At 61.9% G+C, this 16,969-nt stretch carries 17 protein-coding genes; 13 read left to right on the top strand and 4 right to left on the bottom strand.

Annotation, left to right across the window (positions count from 1 at the left end):
• The first annotated feature begins 7 nt into the window (after positions 1-7).
• Both IB265_RS29440 and IB265_RS29435 read left to right on the top strand, forming a co-directional pair.
• Positions 8-775: a LamB/YcsF family protein gene (locus IB265_RS29440; protein WP_113131825.1), complete on the top strand. Its 768-nt coding sequence runs from the start codon at positions 8-10 to the stop codon at positions 773-775.
• Between the two features lie 49 nt (positions 776-824).
• Entirely contained in the window at positions 825-2,027 is a 1,203-nt protein-coding gene (locus tag IB265_RS29435; RefSeq protein WP_113131824.1) for a pyridoxal phosphate-dependent aminotransferase, read from the top strand.
• A gap of 11 nt (positions 2,028-2,038) precedes the next feature.
• On the opposite strand, the gene nac is transcribed toward IB265_RS29435, so the two are convergent.
• On the bottom strand, positions 2,039-2,944 hold the full coding sequence (gene nac / locus IB265_RS29430; RefSeq protein ID WP_093233866.1) for a nitrogen assimilation transcriptional regulator NAC: 906 nt from the start codon (positions 2,942-2,944) through the stop codon (positions 2,039-2,041).
• Positions 2,945-3,092: 148 nt separating this feature from the next.
• Here nac and IB265_RS29425 point away from each other — a divergent pair, with 148 nt between their 5' ends.
• The 11 genes from IB265_RS29425 to gndA all read left to right on the top strand — a co-directional run bounded on the left by IB265_RS29425 (position 3,093) and on the right by gndA (position 12,603).
• A complete protein-coding gene (locus IB265_RS29425; protein ID WP_113131823.1) occupies positions 3,093-3,851 on the top strand; it encodes an SDR family oxidoreductase in 759 nt (252 codons plus the stop codon).
• Positions 3,848-4,555 carry an amino acid ABC transporter permease gene (locus tag IB265_RS29420; RefSeq protein ID WP_093233868.1) on the top strand — a complete coding sequence of 236 codons (708 nt, stop codon included), beginning with the start codon at positions 3,848-3,850 and terminating at the stop codon, positions 4,553-4,555. The genes IB265_RS29425 and IB265_RS29420 overlap by 4 nt, the downstream gene beginning before the upstream one ends.
• Positions 4,552-5,316: an amino acid ABC transporter permease gene (locus tag IB265_RS29415; RefSeq protein ID WP_065376070.1), complete on the top strand. Its 765-nt coding sequence runs from the start codon at positions 4,552-4,554 to the stop codon at positions 5,314-5,316. Before IB265_RS29420 ends, IB265_RS29415 begins: the two co-directional genes overlap by 4 nt.
• Positions 5,313-6,080 (top strand): amino acid ABC transporter ATP-binding protein, encoded by a 768-nt coding sequence (locus IB265_RS29410; RefSeq protein WP_058329530.1) that lies wholly within the window; start codon positions 5,313-5,315, stop codon positions 6,078-6,080. Before IB265_RS29415 ends, IB265_RS29410 begins: the two co-directional genes overlap by 4 nt.
• Before the next feature lie 33 nt (positions 6,081-6,113).
• Positions 6,114-6,950, top strand: coding sequence for an ABC transporter substrate-binding protein (locus tag IB265_RS29405; protein ID WP_058322060.1), 837 nt, complete (start codon positions 6,114-6,116; stop codon positions 6,948-6,950).
• Positions 6,951-7,050: 100 nt separating this feature from the next.
• On the top strand, positions 7,051-7,725 hold the full coding sequence (locus tag IB265_RS29400) for a 4-carboxy-4-hydroxy-2-oxoadipate aldolase/oxaloacetate decarboxylase (RefSeq protein ID WP_113131821.1): 675 nt from the start codon (positions 7,051-7,053) through the stop codon (positions 7,723-7,725).
• 51 nt (positions 7,726-7,776) lie between these two features.
• On the top strand, positions 7,777-8,544 hold the full coding sequence (locus IB265_RS29395; protein WP_113131820.1) for an SDR family oxidoreductase: 768 nt from the start codon (positions 7,777-7,779) through the stop codon (positions 8,542-8,544).
• Entirely contained in the window at positions 8,513-9,088 is a 576-nt protein-coding gene (locus IB265_RS29390) for a gluconokinase (RefSeq protein ID WP_375293093.1), read from the top strand. The genes IB265_RS29395 and IB265_RS29390 overlap by 32 nt, the downstream gene beginning before the upstream one ends.
• Positions 9,088-10,035 carry a 2-hydroxyacid dehydrogenase gene (locus tag IB265_RS29385; RefSeq protein WP_192495568.1) on the top strand — a complete coding sequence of 316 codons (948 nt, stop codon included), beginning with the start codon at positions 9,088-9,090 and terminating at the stop codon, positions 10,033-10,035. Before IB265_RS29390 ends, IB265_RS29385 begins: the two co-directional genes overlap by 1 nt.
• 9 nt (positions 10,036-10,044) lie before the next feature.
• On the top strand, positions 10,045-11,076 hold the full coding sequence (locus tag IB265_RS29380) for an L-idonate 5-dehydrogenase (protein WP_192495567.1): 1,032 nt from the start codon (positions 10,045-10,047) through the stop codon (positions 11,074-11,076).
• A gap of 102 nt (positions 11,077-11,178) precedes the next feature.
• Entirely contained in the window at positions 11,179-12,603 is a 1,425-nt protein-coding gene (gene gndA, locus IB265_RS29375; RefSeq protein WP_192495566.1) for an NADP-dependent phosphogluconate dehydrogenase, read from the top strand.
• Between the two features lie 55 nt (positions 12,604-12,658).
• Here gndA and IB265_RS29370 read toward each other — a convergent pair whose 3' ends face one another.
• The 3 genes from IB265_RS29370 to IB265_RS29360 form a co-directional block, all read right to left on the bottom strand.
• Positions 12,659-12,916, bottom strand: coding sequence for a hypothetical protein (locus IB265_RS29370; RefSeq protein WP_058324660.1), 258 nt, complete (start codon positions 12,914-12,916; stop codon positions 12,659-12,661).
• A 774-nt stretch (positions 12,917-13,690) separates the two neighbouring features.
• Complete coding sequence (locus IB265_RS29365; RefSeq protein WP_192495565.1) at positions 13,691-15,022, bottom strand: HlyD family type I secretion periplasmic adaptor subunit; 1,332 nt, start codon at positions 15,020-15,022, stop codon at positions 13,691-13,693.
• Positions 15,019-16,872, bottom strand: a complete 1,854-nt coding sequence (locus tag IB265_RS29360) for a type I secretion system permease/ATPase (RefSeq protein ID WP_246806086.1) — start codon at positions 16,870-16,872, stop codon at positions 15,019-15,021. Before IB265_RS29360 ends, IB265_RS29365 begins: the two co-directional genes overlap by 4 nt.
• Positions 16,873-16,969 lie beyond the last annotated feature (97 nt).

Genomic DNA, 16,969 nt, shown 5'->3' with positions numbered 1-16,969 from the left:
GACATTCATGAAGGTGGATCTCAATTCCGATATGGGCGAGGGCTTCGGACCCTATTCGCTTTGCGACGATGAGGCGATGATGGATGTCGTGACCTCCGCCAACGTCGCCTGCGGTTTTCATGCCGGCGACCCCGAGACGATGGCCCGGATGGTGCGTCTCGCACGGGCGAGGGGAGTTGATGTCGGTGCGCATCCGGGCTTGCCGGACCGGCAAGGTTTCGGTCGCCGCGAACTGCCCTTCGGACCTGATGAGCTGCGCCAGCAGATGCTCTACCAGCTGGGCGCACTGATTGCGATCGCCCGCGCGGAAGATGTGCGCGTCTCCCATGTCAGTTTTCATGCTGCAATGGGCAACATGGTCAATCGCGACCCGACCCTGGCGGCTGCGGTGATGGCGGCGATCCGTGCGGTCGATCCCGAATTGATTGTCTTTGGCACGTCCGGCAGCACCATTGAACGCGCGGCGCTCGATGCCGGGCTCAAGACGCTGACCCTCTTCCTTGCGGACCGCGCCTATGACGCCGAAGGCAAACTCGTGCCGCGTGGCAAGCCCGGTGCCCTCGTCAAGGAGGAGGCCCTGGTGCGCGCAAGGGTGCGGAAGTTTCTGATCGAGGGGACCGTGACCGCCATCGACGGGACCGTGATCCCCATGCTGGCTCGTTCCATCCTCGTGCACAGCGATACGCCGGGTTCGCTCGAACTTGCCCGTACCGTCCGCAGCGAAATCGAGGCGGCTGGCGGCGTGGTCACGCCCGTCTCCAAGCTTCTGGGTTGAGCCCTCGCACACTGCAAAACCTTATCCGTCCCTATCGAAAGCAACGATCATGCCCGCTATTGCCGACCGCTTGAAGAACGTTTCCGTTTCCGCTTCTGCCGCCATGAGCCAGCGCGCCCGCGACCTTGCAGCAAACGGCATCAAGGTTATCAGCCTCTCCTCAGGCGAGCCGGATTTTCCGACGCCCGCCAACGCCGTCGAGGCGGCCCATGCAGCAGCTCTTGCAGGCGACACGAAGTATCCACCACTCGACGGAACGCCGCCACTTCGGCAGGCCATCGCCCGCAAGTTCAAGCGGGACAACAACCTCGACTACGATCCCTCCGAGATCGTTGTGGCCGGCGGCGGCAAGCAGATCATCTTCAACGCCGTCCTTGCCACCTGCAATCCCGGCGACGAGGTCGTCATCCCTTCGCCCTCATGGATCAGCTATGCGGATATCGTGAAATTCGCCGGCGCGGTACCGGTTCCGGTCGATTGCCCGCAACAGAACGGCTTCAAACTCAGGGCCGAAGACCTCGAAGCCGCGATCACGCCGCGCACTAAGTGGCTGTTTCTGAACTTCCCAAACAACCCGACCGGTGCTGCCTGCTCACGCGCCGAGATGAAAGCGATTACCGAGGTGATGCTCAGGCACCCGGATGTCTGGATCATGACCGACGACATGTACGAGCACCTGATCTACGACGACTTCGAATTCTGCACGATTGCCGAGGTCGAACCGCGCCTTAAGGATCGCGTGCTGACGGTCAACGGTGCATCGAAGGCCTATGCGATGACCGGCTGGCGCCTCGGCTTCTGCGGCGGCCCGAAGGACCTGATCAAGGCGATCAGCAACGTCAACGGCCAGAACAGCGGCGGCACGTCGACGATCACGCAGGCCGCTGTTGCCGCAGTGCTCGACGGTCCGCAGGACATCCTTAGGGAGCGGGCGGCCATCTACCGGAAGCGGCGCGACTTCGTGGTTGAGCGACTGAGTGCAATCGAAGGGATCCGCTGCCATAAGCCGGAAGGTGCATTCTACGTTTTCCCGAACATTTCCGAGCTCATCGGCCGGACCAGCAAGAAGGGTCGCAGGATCGAGAACGACACGGATTTCGTATTGGCGCTGCTCGACGAACAACACGTGACGACCGTGCAGGGGGCTGCCTACGGCATGAGCCCGTTCCTCCGCATTTCCTATGCCACCAGCATGGAACAGCTGAGCGAGGCCTGCGACCGCATCGCTGATTTCTGCGCCGGTTTGAAGTAAACGCTCAGCAGTTAAACCTTGAGGCGGGCGGTGAGCTCCATGAGGATAGATCTCACCGCCAGTGCCGGCTCCGACAGTTCGCTCTGATCGGAAACACAGAGCGAAAGGGTCTCTTCGATCTTCGGCGTGACCATGCGCGAGACGAGAGGTTCTGGCGACTCTGCAATGATCCGTTCAGCTATGGCGCGTGGCATGATGGTCGCCCCGACCCCGCCGCTGACGGCGCGCGCGAGTGTGCGGACGATCTCGACCTCGGCCACGACATTCAGCGAGAAGCGGGCGCGCGTGAAGGCAAGGTCGATCGCCCGGCGCACGAAATTGTAGGGCGGCGGCAGGAGCAGCGGAACGTCGTTGAGAGCACTCAACGGCAGCGGCGCGTCACCCGGTTCGATGCCGAAATCGCGGTGCGCCACAAGGTGAAATTCTTCCACGAACACAGGCTCGAACCGAACACCCTTGATGGGTCCGGTACCATGGATCAGTGCCATTTCCAGCCGGCCATTCATGATCATCTGGCTGTAGGTCTGACCCACACTTTCGGTCAGATGCAGTAAGATGCCGGGATGGCGCTTACGCGTTTCTGTCAACAGCTCGACGGAGAGCGTGGCCGCACTCGAAAAGGGCACGAGACCAACCGAGACGCGCCCGACAAGCGTATCGCCGGCTGCCTTTACGTCCGCCTGTGCCTGGTCCATTTGCCGCAGGATGATTTGGGCGTGACGGTAAACGGCCTTGCCGGCCTCGGTCATCGAGACCCCCTGCTGGCTGCGGATCAGAAGCTTCTGGCGGAAATGGTCTTCCAGCGCGGCAAGCTGCTGGCTGAGGGCCGGTTGGGCGATGTGGAGAACGTCGGCTGCCCGCGTGATGCTACCGGTGTCGACGATGACGATGAAGGATTTGAGACGCCTGATATCCATATGCCCTGCCTGCCTGTTCGCCCCAGATGTTACAGAGCAACGGGCTCGCCGCAAGTCCATAAGCCATCCTTATCCATCCAGATTCAAACGGTCTTATTCAGAGCCGGAAAGCTTCGCTACTCTCTCTTTCAACAACAGGGGAACCAAAATGTCCTTTTCCGATTACAGAACCGCACTCGTGACGGGCGCATCCTCCGGGATCGGTGCTGCGGTCGTCGAGCGGCTCCGCCGCGAGGGCCTCGAAGTGCATGCGGTTGCCCGTAGCGCCGATGCGCTGAAGGCACTTGCCGAGCGCACCGGCTGCATTTCTCACGCAATCGACGTAACCGACCGTGCCGCACTGGCGAAGCTTGCCGGTGAAGTTGAGTTCGACATTCTGGTGAACAATGCCGGCGTCGACCGGCCGAAGAAATTTCTCGAAGCAGAGGATGGCGACATCGATCTCCTCGTCGATGTCAACCTGCGCGCCGTCCTCCATCTCTGCCGGCTGATCGTGCCTGGCATGGCTGAACGCGACCGCGGCCATGTCATCAACATTTCTTCGATTGCCGGCAACTACAACTTCAATGGCAACTCCACCTATCACGCAACCAAGGCCGGCGTCAGCATGCTGTCCAACCAGCTGCGCATCGACACCTTCGGCAAGCGCGTGCGCGTAACCGAGATCTGCCCGGGTCGGGTCGCAACCGACATCTTCAACCATGTTCACGGCAACGATCCTTCCATCCGCGAGCGCTTCATCGACGGTTTCGAACTGCCGCAGGCGAGCGACATCGCCGATGCGATCGCCTTTGCGATCGCCGCACCCGTCGCTGTCAACATCGGGCACATGGAAATCACCCCGACGCTTCAGGTGATGGGTGGACTGCAGACGGCCAAACCGCAGCGGAAGGAACCACGGTCGTGAAGGGCTTCGAACTCGCCGCGATCCTCGGGAACCCGGAATACGTGGCCATGCTGCTGCATGGCATCGAGATGACCTTCATCATCGCCGTGTGCTCGTGGACCCTGGCGATGACACTTGCGGTCATCCTGCTCGCCGTCCGTTTTTCTCCCGGCCGCATCGGCAATGCGGTGGTCGCAGCTTACGTCTCCTATCACCGAAATGTGCCGACGCTCGTGCAGCTCATGCTCTGGTACTTCGGCATCTACACCATCCTGCCCTCCGGGCTGGCTGACTGGCTCTCTGCGCATTCGGCCGAAATGATCTTCGCCGTCGTCGGCCTTGGCCTCTGCCAGGCGGCTTACTTCAGCGAGGATCTGCGCTCCGGCCTGCGCTCCGTCAATCCCGGCCAGATGGAGGCGGCACGTGCCCTGGGTCATGGCTATCTCTCTGCGATGCGCTTCGTGCTGATCCCGCAGGGTGTTCGCAATGCCTTGCCGGCGCTTGTCAATCACAGCGTTTCGCTCTTCAAGAACAGCAGCCTTGCCATCGTGATCGGCGCGCCGGAGCTCACCCATGCCGTCAAGGAGATCGAGAACCTCTCCTTCCGAACCTTCGAAATCTACCTGGTCGGTACGGTCCTCTATCTCTTCTTCACCCTGATAATCATGGCCGCTGGTGCCTACCTCACCTGGCGAGCTGATCCGGCGAATGGAGCGAGACGATGATCCATGACCTGATCGCCATCGTCGACCAATACTGGTTGCTGCTCCTTATCGGGCAGTACCCGAACGGACCGCTCGGCGGCCTTGCCAATACGCTGATCCTTTCGGCGCTTAGCATCGCGATTGCCTTTCCGTTCGCGATCCTTCTCGCTTTCGCCAGGCTCTCTAAATACCGGGTCCTGCGCTGGCCGGTGACCGTACTCGTCTACGTGACGCGCGGCGTGCCGCTCCTGATGCTCGTGCTCTGGAGCTACTTCCTCGTGCCGCTGCTCACGGGCGCCGATGTGCCGAGCTTCCTCACCATGCTGACGACCCTGGTTGTCTACCAGGGCGCGTTCCTGAGCGAGATCATCCGGGCAGGCATCGTTGCCTTGGGGCAGGGCCAGATGGATGCAGCTCGTGCGCTCGGTCACAGCTATTTCAGCGCGATGCGCTACGTCATCCTGCCGCAGGCGCTCTACAACATGATCCCGAGCATGCTGTCGACCTTCGTCGCAACCATCAAGGACACGACGCTCGGCTACGTCATCAACGTGCCGGATCTCACCTTCGCTGCCAGCCAGGTCAACAACCAGCTCCTCACGCAACCCTTCCAGGTCTTCCTCATCCTGGCGCTGACCTACTACGTGATCTGCTGGTCGCTCACCTGGCTCACCAATGTCGTCGAGCGGCGCATTACACGCCGTCGCGCTGGCCTTATCGCCCCGAAACGCCGTGGGCAGTTGCCGATTTCCCTGACACCGAACGCCACGGAGCAGCCATGACCGCGTCAACCTCCACTATTGCAAAGGATCAGGCAATCCGGCTCGCCGATGTCCGCAAGAGCTATGGCGACTATGACGTCTTGAAAGGCATCGACGCGACAGTCGCGCGGGGCGAAGTGGTCGTCATCTGCGGTCCCTCCGGCTCGGGGAAGTCGACCTTGATCCGCACGGTGAACCGGCTCGAGGAGATCAACAGTGGTTCGATCTTCTTCGAAGGGCAGGACGTTCATGCACAGATGAGCGGGCGAGACCTCAACCGCCTGCGCAGCCGCATCGGCTTCGTCTTCCAGAGCTTCAATCTTTTCCCGCACCTCTCCGCGGTCGACAATGTCGCAATGTCCCCGATCCGGGTGAAGGGCGTGGCCCCGGCAGAGGCACACGAGAAGGCGTTAAAGCTGCTCGACCGTGTCGGCCTTCGCGAAAAGGCAAACTCCTATCCGGGCCAATTGTCCGGCGGGCAGCAGCAGCGCGTGGCGATAGCTCGCGCGCTCGCAATGGAGCCACCCGTGATGCTGTTCGATGAGCCGACCAGCGCGCTCGACCCGGAAATGGTCGGAGAAGTGCTGAACGTCATGAAGTCGCTCGCCGCCGAAGGCATGACCATGATGTGCGTCACGCACGAAATGGGCTTCGCCCGCGATGTCGCTGACCGCATCTGGTTCATCGACGCAGGCCAGATCATCGAGACCGCGACGCCTGAGGAATTCTTCAAGAACCCCAGGCATCCGCGTGCGCAGCGGTTTCTCGCCGACCTGCGCCACTAGAACAAGCAAGACCAACAACGAAGGAGAACAGCAATGAAGTGCAGCCATCTATTTCTTGGAATGACCGCCGCGGCGGCAGCGCTCGCAGGTCCGGCGAAGGCCGATCAACTCGAAGACATCCTCGCCAACAAGACACTGCGGTGCGCGACTTTCGCAGACGTGCCGCCCTTCGCCGCTCCGGACGCAAAGACGCGTGAAATGGTCGGCTTCGACGTCGATCTCTGCGGCGCAATCGCCCGTGAACTCGGCGTGAAGGCCGAGGTCAAACCGGTTTCCGTTGAAGCACGCGTACCGGAGGTGAAACTCGGCCGGGTCGATATCACCGTCGCCAATCTTGCCTATACGCAGAGCCGTGCCGAACAGATCCAGTTCAGCGATCCCTATTACCTCGCCAAGGAAATGCTGATCGTGCCGGCGGACGATGCAGGCAAGGCAAAGACCGATTATGCCGGCCAGCGCCTTGCCTCCACCAAGGGTTCGACCTCCGAAATGTCGATCAAGCTCAACAAGTCCGAGCCGCTCACCTTCCAGGACACGGCGTCGGCTTATCTCGCCGTGCAGCAGGGCAAGGCCCGCGGCATGGTCGCCAACACGATGACGACCACCAAGCTGGTCAACGAATCGAAGACCCGCGGCAAGGAAATGCGTATGATCCCTGAGCCCATGCTGTTCCAGCCGATCGGCGTCGGCATGGCAAAGGATCAACCGGCACTGACGGCCAAGATCAACGAAGTGCTGCACAAGCTCGATGATAGCGGCGAGATCAACCAGATTTGGGACAAGTGGCTCGGCCCGAACACCGAATACAAGATGGCTCGCACCGACAAGGTTGCACCGCTCTCCGAACTGAAATTCGACCCGATCCCCTGATGGGGCCGGGTCGCGCGTAAGCGACCCCCGTTTTTCCAAATGTCTTGAACAACGCAAACGGCGGGCGTCGCGCCCGCCGCGACCACCCATGGGAAAAATCATGACGCATATCAAGAAAATGCCCGTTCGTCCGAGTGCCGCCGAAGTGGAAGCGGTGGCCAAATTCTCGCCGGCAACGATCCATGAGGCGCAGGGACGCCGGGGGGCATTGTCCTCCCGCATCAAGCCCGTCGACTACCGCATGAAGCTCTGCGGTCCGGCCTTCACGGTCCGTTGCGCACCGCGCGACAACATCATGCTGCAGCTTGCAATCAACTACGCTCAGCCAGGCGACATCATCGTCGTTTCGGCGGGCGAATACGAAGAGGCCGGATCGTTTGGCGACGTGCTAGCCAACGCCTGCCTCGCCAAGGGAATTGGCGGTCTTGTGACCGACAGCGGCGTGCGCGACACGCTGCAACTGCGCGAACTCGGTTTCCCGGTGTTTTCGCTCAGCGTCTGCATCAAGGGCACGGTCAAGGAAACCCTGACCTCGACCAACGACCCGATCATCATCGGTGGAGAGGTTGTCCATCCCGGCGACATCATCGTCGGCGACGCTGATGGCCTGGTGGTGGTGCAGCGGGAAGAAGCATTTGAGGTCGCGAAGCTGTCTCAGGCGCGCGAGGATGCCGAAGCCGAGTACATTGCCGCATACAAGGCAGGAAAATCGGTCATCGAAGTCAGCAAGCTCGAGCCGGTGCTGAAGGCAAAAGGGCTCGTGGTTGAAGGCTGACCAAGGGCCGGGACGTCTCGTGCGAGCGCCCGGCGGTAAAGGAGAGTAGGTTTGTCATTTCCACTTTTTGACCTCAAAGGGCGGCGCGCCTTGGTGACGGGCTCGTCGCAAGGGATAGGCTTGGCGTTGGCGCGTGGTCTTGCCGAACACGGCGCAGCACTTGTCCTCAACGGTCGCGACCGTTCAAAGCTGGAGGCGGCCGCTGCCGCATTGAAGGATGCCGGCTACACTGTCGATGTCGCGGATTTCGACGTCACGGACGCGGACGCGGTAAAGCGCGGCGTCGATCAGATCGAGCAGGATATCGGCGCCATCGACATCCTCGTCAACAATGCCGGCATGCAGTTTCGCGCGCCGCTTGAAGACTTTCCCGCCGAGCGCTGGGAGCAATTGCTGAAGACGAATGTCTCCAGCGTCTTCTATGTCGGCCAGGCGGTCGCACGACACATGATCGGTCGCGGCGCCGGCAAGATCATCAACATCGCTTCGGTACAGAGCGAACTCGCGCGCCCATCGATCGCGCCCTACACGGCGACCAAGGGTGCAGTCAGGAACCTGACGCGCGGCATGTGCACCGACTGGGCAAAGTATGGATTGCAGGTGAATGCTATCGCGCCCGGCTACTTCAAGACGCCCTTGAACCAGGCGCTGGTCGACAGCGCCGAGTTTTCTTCCTGGCTGGAAAAGCGCACGCCGGCGGCCCGCTGGGGCGATGTCGAAGAACTGGTGGGTGCAGCGATCTTCCTGGCGAGCAACGCCTCCTCCTTTGTCAACGGACACACGCTCTATGTCGATGGCGGCATCACGACCAGTCTCTGAACTCCGTCGCGGCCTTGGTCCGGTCGTCGTCATGGGCGTATCCGGCTGCGGCAAGTCCGCGGTCGGCGAACGGCTCGCCAGCTATCTCGGCGCGCGCTTCATTGAGGGCGACAGCCTGCATTCGGCCGCCAATGTCGAGAAGATGCGCAGCGGCACCCCGCTGACCGATGCTGACCGCTGGCCCTGGCTCGACGAGATCGGCGGCCGGCTGGCCAGTCCGGCCGCAACCGTCGTGTCGTGCTCGGCGTTGAAGCGAGCCTATCGCGAACGGCTGAGGGAAGTCGCCTGGCAGCCGATCACCTTCGTCTTTCTGCAGGGCACCCGGGCACTGCTCGCGGCGCGGCTCGGAGAGCGAAAGGGCCATTACATGCCGCTGTCGCTGCTCGATAGCCAGCTTGCCACCCTCGAACTGCCCTCGGGGGAGGCGGACGTCGTTACCATCGAAATCGATCAGTCGCTGGAGCGCATCGTTGCGTTGGCGATGAACACGCTGGCGATCCGCGCCGATCGCGCGGCCAGTGAACAAACCACGGGAGGAAACTGATGACGAAACCGGACATCCTGCTGATGGGTCCCTATCCGGATTGGGACCTGGTGGAACTCGAAGCGCGCTACGCGGTCCACAAGATCTACGAGGCCGAGGATCGGGACGCCTTCCTTGCAACGCATGGGCCGAAGATCCAGGCGATCGCCACCCGAGGCGAACTCGGTGCATCGGCGGATTTGATCGGCAAGCTGCCGCAGGTCGAAATCGTCTCCGTCTATGGTGTCGGCTATGATGCCGTTGATCTCGCGGCCTGCCGGGAGCGCGGGATCCACGTCACCAACACCCCTGACGTGCTGACCAACGACGTTGCCGATCTCGGCGTCGCCATGATGCTTTGCCAGTCGCGGGGCATGATCGGCGCGGAAAGCTGGGTGAAGGACGGCAGCTGGGCAGCCAAGGGTCTCTATCCGCTGAAGCGGCGGGTCTGGGGGCAGCGCGCCGGTGTGCTCGGCCTTGGCCGTATAGGCTTTGAGGTGGCCAAGCGCCTCAAGGGCTTCGATATGGACATCGCCTATAGCGACGTCTCCGAAAAACCCTATGCGGATGGCATGACCTTCGTCGCCGATCCGGTTGCTCTTGCCGCCCGATCCGATGTCCTGTTCGTGACGCTCGCGGCCTCTGCCGCGACCCGCCACATCGTCTCGAGGCAGGTGATCGAGGCGCTCGGCCCCGAGGGCATGCTGATCAACATCTCGCGGGCCTCCAACATCGATGAGGATGCGCTGCTTGATGCGCTCGAGAGCGGTGCGCTGGGCTCGGCGGCTCTCGATGTCTTTGAGGGTGAACCGATGCTCAATCCCCGCTTCCTGAAGCTCGACAATGTCCTACTGCAGCCCCACCACGCCTCCGGCACAATCGAGACCCGCAAGGCGATGGGCAAGCTGGTACGCGACAATCTCGCCGCGCATTTTGCCGGCGAGCCACTGCCCACCCCTGTCGCTTGAGGTCCTGAAATGAAAGCCGTTGTCATTCACGCCGCCAAGGATTTGCGGATCGAGGATCGGGAGACGCAGGCGCCTGGAAAGGGCCAGGTCGAGGTTCAGATCGAGGCCGGCGGCATCTGCGGGTCGGATCTCCACTACTACAACCATGGCGGCTTCGGCACGGTGCGGCTGCGCGAACCGATGATCCTCGGCCACGAGGTCGCCGGCACCGTCAAGGCGCTCGGCGACGGTGTCTCGACGTTGGCCGTCGGCGACCGGGTGGCGGTGTCACCGAGCCGCCCCTGCGGGTCCTGCGACTATTGCCAGCGCGGTCAGCAGAACCATTGCCTGAACATGCGCTTCTACGGCAGCGCCATGCCGATGCCGCACATCCAGGGGGCGTTCCGGCAGCGGCTGGTTGCCGAGGCGTGGCAGTGCTACAAGATTTCTAACGGTGTCTCGAGCAACGAAGCGGCAATGGCCGAGCCCTTTGCCGTGACGCTTCACGCCGTGGCGCGTGCAGGCTCGCTACTCGGCAAGCGGGTCCTGGTCACCGGCTGCGGGCCGATCGGAGCGCTGGCGATCATCGCCGCCCGAGCGCACGGCGCGCGTGAGATCGTCGCGACCGACGTCATGGACGGTGTGCTCGACAAGGCGCTATCGATCGGCGCGGACCGAGTGATCAACGTTGCCAGCAATCCCAATCAGCTTGCCGCCTACGGCGCCAACAAGGGTACCTTTGACGTTCAGTTCGAGGCCTCGGGCAATGCGCAGGCGGTGCGCTCCGGTCTCGACGTCCTCAAACCCCGATCGGTGCTCGTCCAGCTCGGGCTTGGCGGCGACGTCGCCATCCCGCAAAACCTCGTGGTGGCAAAGGAGATCGAGATGCGCGGCACGTTCCGGTTCCACGAGGAGTTCGGGCTGGCCGTCGATCTCATCAACGCCGGCCGGGTGGACCTAACCCCACTGTTGACCGGGATCTTCCCCCTGGAAGACGCGGTGCGCGCCTTCGAGACTGCTGGCGACCGCAGTCGTTCGATGAAGGTGCAACTCGCCTTCTAGTCGCCATTGCTTCATCGGTCGACCGGTCCCCCGATCGATGGAGCCTCCACGTCGAGCGCGCGAAAACGTCAGCTCGCGTTCAATCTCCTGAGGAGCAATCACGTGTCACAGGCGGAAATCGGCCTAATCGGTCTCGGCGTCATGGGCTCGAACCTGGCGCTCAACATCGCTGAAAAGGGCAACAAGATCGCGGTGTTCAACCGCACCGTCGAGGCGACGCACAAATTCTACGCGGAAGCCGGTGAACTGAAGGGCCAGATCGTGCCCTGCGACACCATTGAAGCGTTCGTCGCCGCCATCCGTCCGCCGCGCCCGATCATCATCATGATCAAGGCCGGCGAGCCGGTCGATCAGCAGATGAAGATCCTCGAGCCCTACCTTTCCAAGGGCGACATCATGATCGATGCCGGCAACGCCAACTTCCGCGACACCATGCGCCGCTTCGAGGCGCTGAAGGACAGTGGCCTCACCTTCATCGGCATGGGCGTTTCCGGCGGTGAGGAAGGCGCGCGCCACGGCCCGTCGATCATGGTCGGCGGCAAGGAAGAATCCTGGAAGCGCGTCGAGAGCGTTTTGACCTCGATCGCCGCGAAATACGACAACGACCCTTGCGTTGCCTGGCTCGGCGAAAACGGTGCCGGCCATTTCGTCAAGACCATCCACAACGGCATCGAATATGCCGACATGCAGATGATTGCCGAAATCTACGGCATCCTGCGTGACGGCCTGAAGATGTCGGCGACCGAAATCGGCGACGTCTTCGGCACCTGGAACAAGGGTCGCCTCAACTCCTACCTGATCGAGATCACCGAGAAGGTGCTGAAGGCCGCTGATCCTTTGACCGGCAAACCGATCGTCGATTTGATCCTCGACAAGGCCGGCCAGAAGGGCACCGGCAAGTGGTCGGTGATCGAGGCGCAGAACATGGGCGTGCCGGCAACCGGCATCGAGGCGGCGGTGGCCGCACGCAGCATCTCCTCGATGAAGGACGAGCGCGAGGCGGCCGAAAAGATCCTCGGGCTGCCTGAGGTCGGCGAGTTCAAGGTGGCCGACAGGGGCGCCTTCATCAAGGATCTCGAAAGCGCGCTGCTGGCCGCCAAGATCGGCGCCTACGCGCAAGGCTTCGCCGTGATGTCGGCCGCATCGAAGGAGTTCAACTGGAACCTGCCGATGCCGACGATCGCCAAGATCTGGCGTGCCGGCTGCATCATCCGCTCGCAGTTCCTCGACGAGATCACCACCGCGTTTACCAAGGCGCCGGATGCCGCCAATCTGATCGTCACCCCGGCCTTTGCCGCCATGGTCAAGGAAACCGACGCAGCCCTGCGTCGCGTCGTCTCGGCAGCGGCTCTCGGCGGCCTGCCGGTGCCGGCACTTGCCTCAGCGCTCGGCTATTTCGACAGCTACCGCCGCGGTCGCGGCACGGCCAACGTCATCCAGGCGCAGCGCGACTTCTTCGGCGCCCACGGCTTCGACCGCATCGATGGCGCCGACAGCCATCACGGACCTTGGGGCAGTGGCTTTTAGCCGGCACCCAGAAATTGCGACCGTTCGATCCCTTCAGGAGCCAAGAGGCGAGCAATCAATTGACAAAGCGAGGACTAACATTGGTAAGCAAACTCACGACTTTGTCTTCGATCGCCTGACAGTCGTTCTCGTATCGGGCGGTCAGAGGTTCGCCTGAGATCGCGTGTTCTCGGAGTTCATCCCGGGTGATCACCGCGATGCCATAAGCCTCTAACAGGGTACTCAGGGAAAGGAACCTTAGCTCCGCAAGCTGTTGCCGATGCCTCGGCAACCGCATCATCAGGCGTGCCCGTCCGATCTTCTCAAAATCCATCGTTTCCGCCTTCAGGTAACGCCTGAAGGCCAGTGTCCTCCACAATCCGAGGGGTAGCAACATGAATATGACCGTGCAGGCTCTGTAGCGGCAATTGAGCGCGGCAGGACCGCGAGATGGAAATCCTCAATCCGACCAGTGAGATCAGTAGCGTCAAGAGTGATGTTGCCGAGGTCACTCGCTCGACAGCCGCGTCTCGGCCCTCCAATGACCAAACGCGTTTGTGCCGGAACGAGGAGTGGGGGGATCCCAGAGCGCTTAGTCGAATGGGACTGGGGCGAGCGCTCTGGGATCACTAGCGCCAATGACGGAGGGCAGTCCTTGGCTCTTTGGCGCTTAAACAGCATGGCGAGCGGATTCGGAATGAGCAACGCCGCTAGGACCTTTGCCAGAGCGTACCAGACCTAGGTCTGATAAGATCTCAAAGAAATGCCCCCCCGAAAATCTGCCACTGCGCCAATCAAGTGCACCCGTTGGGCTCCCCATCGGAATAAGGGACAGACCTCTGAGCTCGGTCGGTCGAACACGAACGTTTCGTAGGGCTATGCGGGAGAATTGAGGTCGGAACGACTATCGGGCAACGACGCGCGTGGCGTGGGCTTTCTTGGCAGATGGTGGACCGTGATGTCGGGCGTCGCATTGCATTTGAGGAGCAAATCTATCCGCGCATCATCCGCTCGGTTGAAACGACCAGAGGCTCATCACGTCCCTTCTTGCTCGCCCAAAGCCAAACGAACCCGTTCGTCGCTCTTCTACCGCAACCGGGCTGGCTCCCTATTTTTCCCGTAGCGCCCGGCGGAAGTTCTGCGTGATTGGTTCTGCAAGGTAGGCAAGCACGGTACGGACACCCGTCCGGATCATTGCCTCGCTCGACATGCCGGGCAACAGTTTGCGACCCTCGAGCTTGGCGAGTTCGTGTCTGTCAATCAACACGGTTGCGGTGAAGTATGGCACCCCGCTGCGTTCCTCTACCATGCGGTCAGCCGATACGATCTCCACGACGCCGTCGAGTGGCGGCAGGTTGTAGCGTGCGAAGGCTGGAAAGCTGACACGCGCCGCCTGTCCGGGGGCGATCGTCTCGACATCCTCCGGCCTGACCATAGCCTCGACCACGAGTTGCTGTCCGAGAGGCACCATGGTCATTAACGTTTCGCCGGGCTTCACGACACCGCCGTCCGTGTGGACCTTCAGGTCCATGATGATACCGTCAACCGGTGCGACGATGTCGGTGCGGGCAAGCACGTCGTTGGCGGAACGCTCCTGCTGTTTGAGGTCGAACAAATCCGCCTCGACCTTGCTCAATTCCTCGACAGCATCTTTCAGCCGCACGGTGTTAAGGTTCAAAATCTGCGCGTCAATTTCGGCCATGGCGCTTCTGGCACGAGCGATCGCCGCGATATTGGTAGCGCGCTCCCCCTCGATCTCGCGCTGTTGTTGTCTGAGCAGCAGGTTCCGTGCGCGGGTGGTGAGTGCTTTCTTGAGCAGAGTTTCAAGATCCTTGGTCTCCCCTTCGAGAGCCTCGATCTGCTTGTCCTCGGTCGCAACGAGTCTCTCCAGTCCGGTTATCTCCTCCTCGGCCTGGTGGCGGCGTTGTCCGAGAATGGTCCGCTCGTCGTTCAAGTTGTGGCGCTTTGCCGCGAACACGTCGCGCTGCGTGGCCACCGCGTCCTTGGCAGCGGTCGCACGGTTTGCGAGCAGCGCCGGATCAAAGTCGATCTCGGCCTTGTCGTCACGCTCCGCCCTGAGCCGCGCGGCCAGCGCCTCGCGCGTTGTGATCCGGTTCTGAACCAGGTCCAGTTGTGCTTTGGCTTGCGTGTCGTCGAGCCGGATCAGAACCTTGCCAGCCTTGACGATGTCACCGTTGGCGGCGCTCAACTCCGCGATGATGCCGCCCTCAAGGTGCTGGATGAGCTTGCGGTCGCCGGCGACCTTGACAACGCCCGGTGCCACTGCGGCGCTGTCCAACGGCGCCAGTGCCGCCCAACCTCCGGCCATGCCGAAGAACAGGAACATGATGGCAAATCCGGCCCACGTCACGCCCGCGATACGCAAGGGTATCGGCTTCGGCATCGGGGACGGTGGCGCGGGTAGCGGCACAACGGTCATATCTTTTTCCATTCGGGTGCTTGTGCCGCGTCTGCATCTCCTCCTGAAATGCTTCCGGCAACAATTTCTGAAATAGGTGACGAATTTCGGACTGTGAATCGACTGGCCGGACCAGCGCCGACGCCTTGGTTCGCGGCTATGGCTGTGATCCGGGTTACCGCGCCGTTGCGCTTGGCAAGTTCGTTGAAGACATGGTCACGCGGACCGAAGAGATCTTGTTGGCCTCGGTTGAGGACCAGTATCTTGTCAACTTTCTGCATGATGCTCGGTCGGTGCGCGATCAGAATAATCGTCGTGCCTGCGGCCTTGATCGCGCTGATGGCTGCGATCAACGCGTCCTCACCTTCGCGGTCGAGATTGGAATTTGGTTCGTCCAGGATAAGGAGTGCCGGATCGCCGTAGAGTGCCCTCGCTAACCCGATGCGTTGACGCTGCCCGCCCGACAGTGTCGCGCCCGACTCGCCGATCTCGGTAGCGTAACCCTTCGGCAGTCCCTTGATCAGTTCGTGAACTCCTGCCAGTTGCGCGGCCTTGACGACGTTGTTGAAGACCGGCGTGTCGAGCTTCGCGAAGCGGCAGATGTTCTCGGAGACAGTGCCGGCGAAGAGCTCGATGTCCTGCGGCAAGTAACCGACATAGCGGCCACGGTCCTCTGCCGCCCATTGGGCGACATCCATGCCGTCAAGCAACGCGCGTCCTCCGGATGGGCGCCAGGCACCGGCCAGTATCCGCGCCAGACTCGTCTTGCCGGCCGCGCTTGGGCCAATCAGCGCCATGACCTCGCCCGGTTTGAGCTGGAAGTTGATCCCTTTCAGGATATGTTCGCCGCCCGGCCGGGCAAGCACAAGATTGTCGGCCTCAAACCTACCCTTCGGCCGCGGTAGTGGCAGAACCGGTGTGGCCTCCAGGTGTTTGCCGGCGACTGCGGCAAGACGACGGTAGGCGGCCCGCGCTCCAACAGTCGCCTTCCAGGTGCCGATCGCTTGCTCGACCGGGGACAATGCGCGACCCATGAGGATCGAGGCGGAGATCATGATGCCGGGCGAAGCCTCGTTGCGAAGTACGAGATAGGCCCCGAGGCCCAGTATGGCCATTTGCAAGGCCAGTCGGTGACACCGCGCGATGGCCGCGATGAAGCCGCCACGGTTGGCGGCGAGAACCTGTCCATGGTTTGCCTCGTCCTGCTGCGCCTTCCATCCCTCCAGCAGTGGCTTCAGCATGCCCATCGCCTGCACGACCTCTGCATTGCGGATAGCCGCCTCGGCCTGCACGTATGCGCGCGATTGGGCGCTTTGGGCCTCGGTCAACGGCTTGCGTGTGAGGTATTCGTTGAGCAATGCCAACGAGAACAGGACGATCCCGCCACCCAGCGCCAGCCAACCGAGCCAAGGGTGCATGAGGAATATGGCCCCGAAAAACAGCGGTGCCCAAGGTGCGTCAAGGATCGGGAAGATGCTCGGGCTTGTGAAGAAATTCCGGACTTGATCCAGGTCGCGCAATGGGCGGGCATTGACCTGACCGGGCGCTGAAGCGGCATATTCCACCGCTGCTGTCAGGAGCACCGGCGCCAACCGCGCATTCATCCAGGATCCGACTGTTGCGAGCAGACGCCCGCGCACGATTTCCAGCCCCGCCATTGTGGCGAGCGCGCCCACCGCCATCAGCGACAGCATCCCCAACGTTTCCAGGCTGTGGCTGGACAACACGCGATGGTAGACCTGGAGCATATAGATCGCGCCGGTCAGCATCAGCACGTTGATGCCGGCACTGAACCAGATTAGCGGCCGGATGGCGCGTCTGGCTTCTGTCATCACAACCTGCAGGGCGGGGCGTTGTTGGCTGGTTTTCATCTTCTATAACTCTAGGACGCGGAACAAGACGAACGCTTAGCGGGACGACGCCCCGGCAAACCACGGGGGCAGGCTTGGCTGCCCCCGTGGAGAAGTG

Source organism: Ensifer sp. ENS10 (assembly GCF_014852025.1).
Classification (GTDB): domain Bacteria; phylum Pseudomonadota; class Alphaproteobacteria; order Rhizobiales; family Rhizobiaceae; genus Ensifer.
This window is presented reverse-complemented; position numbering and strand designations above follow the sequence as displayed.

Coding starts and splice junctions, on each gene's coding strand:
- IB265_RS29440 (WP_113131825.1), top strand. CDS start 8: ATGAAGGTGGATCTCAATTCCGATATGGGCGAGGGCTTCGGACCCTAT.
- IB265_RS29435 (WP_113131824.1), top strand. CDS start 825: ATGCCCGCTATTGCCGACCGCTTGAAGAACGTTTCCGTTTCCGCTTCT.
- nac (WP_093233866.1), bottom strand. CDS start 2,944: ATGGATATCAGGCGTCTCAAATCCTTCATCGTCATCGTCGACACCGGT.
- IB265_RS29425 (WP_113131823.1), top strand. CDS start 3,093: ATGTCCTTTTCCGATTACAGAACCGCACTCGTGACGGGCGCATCCTCC.
- IB265_RS29415 (WP_065376070.1), top strand. CDS start 4,552: ATGATCCATGACCTGATCGCCATCGTCGACCAATACTGGTTGCTGCTC.
- IB265_RS29410 (WP_058329530.1), top strand. CDS start 5,313: ATGACCGCGTCAACCTCCACTATTGCAAAGGATCAGGCAATCCGGCTC.
- IB265_RS29405 (WP_058322060.1), top strand. CDS start 6,114: ATGAAGTGCAGCCATCTATTTCTTGGAATGACCGCCGCGGCGGCAGCG.
- IB265_RS29400 (WP_113131821.1), top strand. CDS start 7,051: ATGACGCATATCAAGAAAATGCCCGTTCGTCCGAGTGCCGCCGAAGTG.
- IB265_RS29390 (WP_375293093.1), top strand. CDS start 8,513: ATGTCGATGGCGGCATCACGACCAGTCTCTGAACTCCGTCGCGGCCTT.
- IB265_RS29385 (WP_192495568.1), top strand. CDS start 9,088: ATGACGAAACCGGACATCCTGCTGATGGGTCCCTATCCGGATTGGGAC.
- IB265_RS29380 (WP_192495567.1), top strand. CDS start 10,045: ATGAAAGCCGTTGTCATTCACGCCGCCAAGGATTTGCGGATCGAGGAT.
- IB265_RS29370 (WP_058324660.1), bottom strand. CDS start 12,916: ATGGATTTTGAGAAGATCGGACGGGCACGCCTGATGATGCGGTTGCCG.
- IB265_RS29365 (WP_192495565.1), bottom strand. CDS start 15,022: ATGACCGTTGTGCCGCTACCCGCGCCACCGTCCCCGATGCCGAAGCCG.
- IB265_RS29360 (WP_246806086.1), bottom strand. CDS start 16,872: ATGAAAACCAGCCAACAACGCCCCGCCCTGCAGGTTGTGATGACAGAA.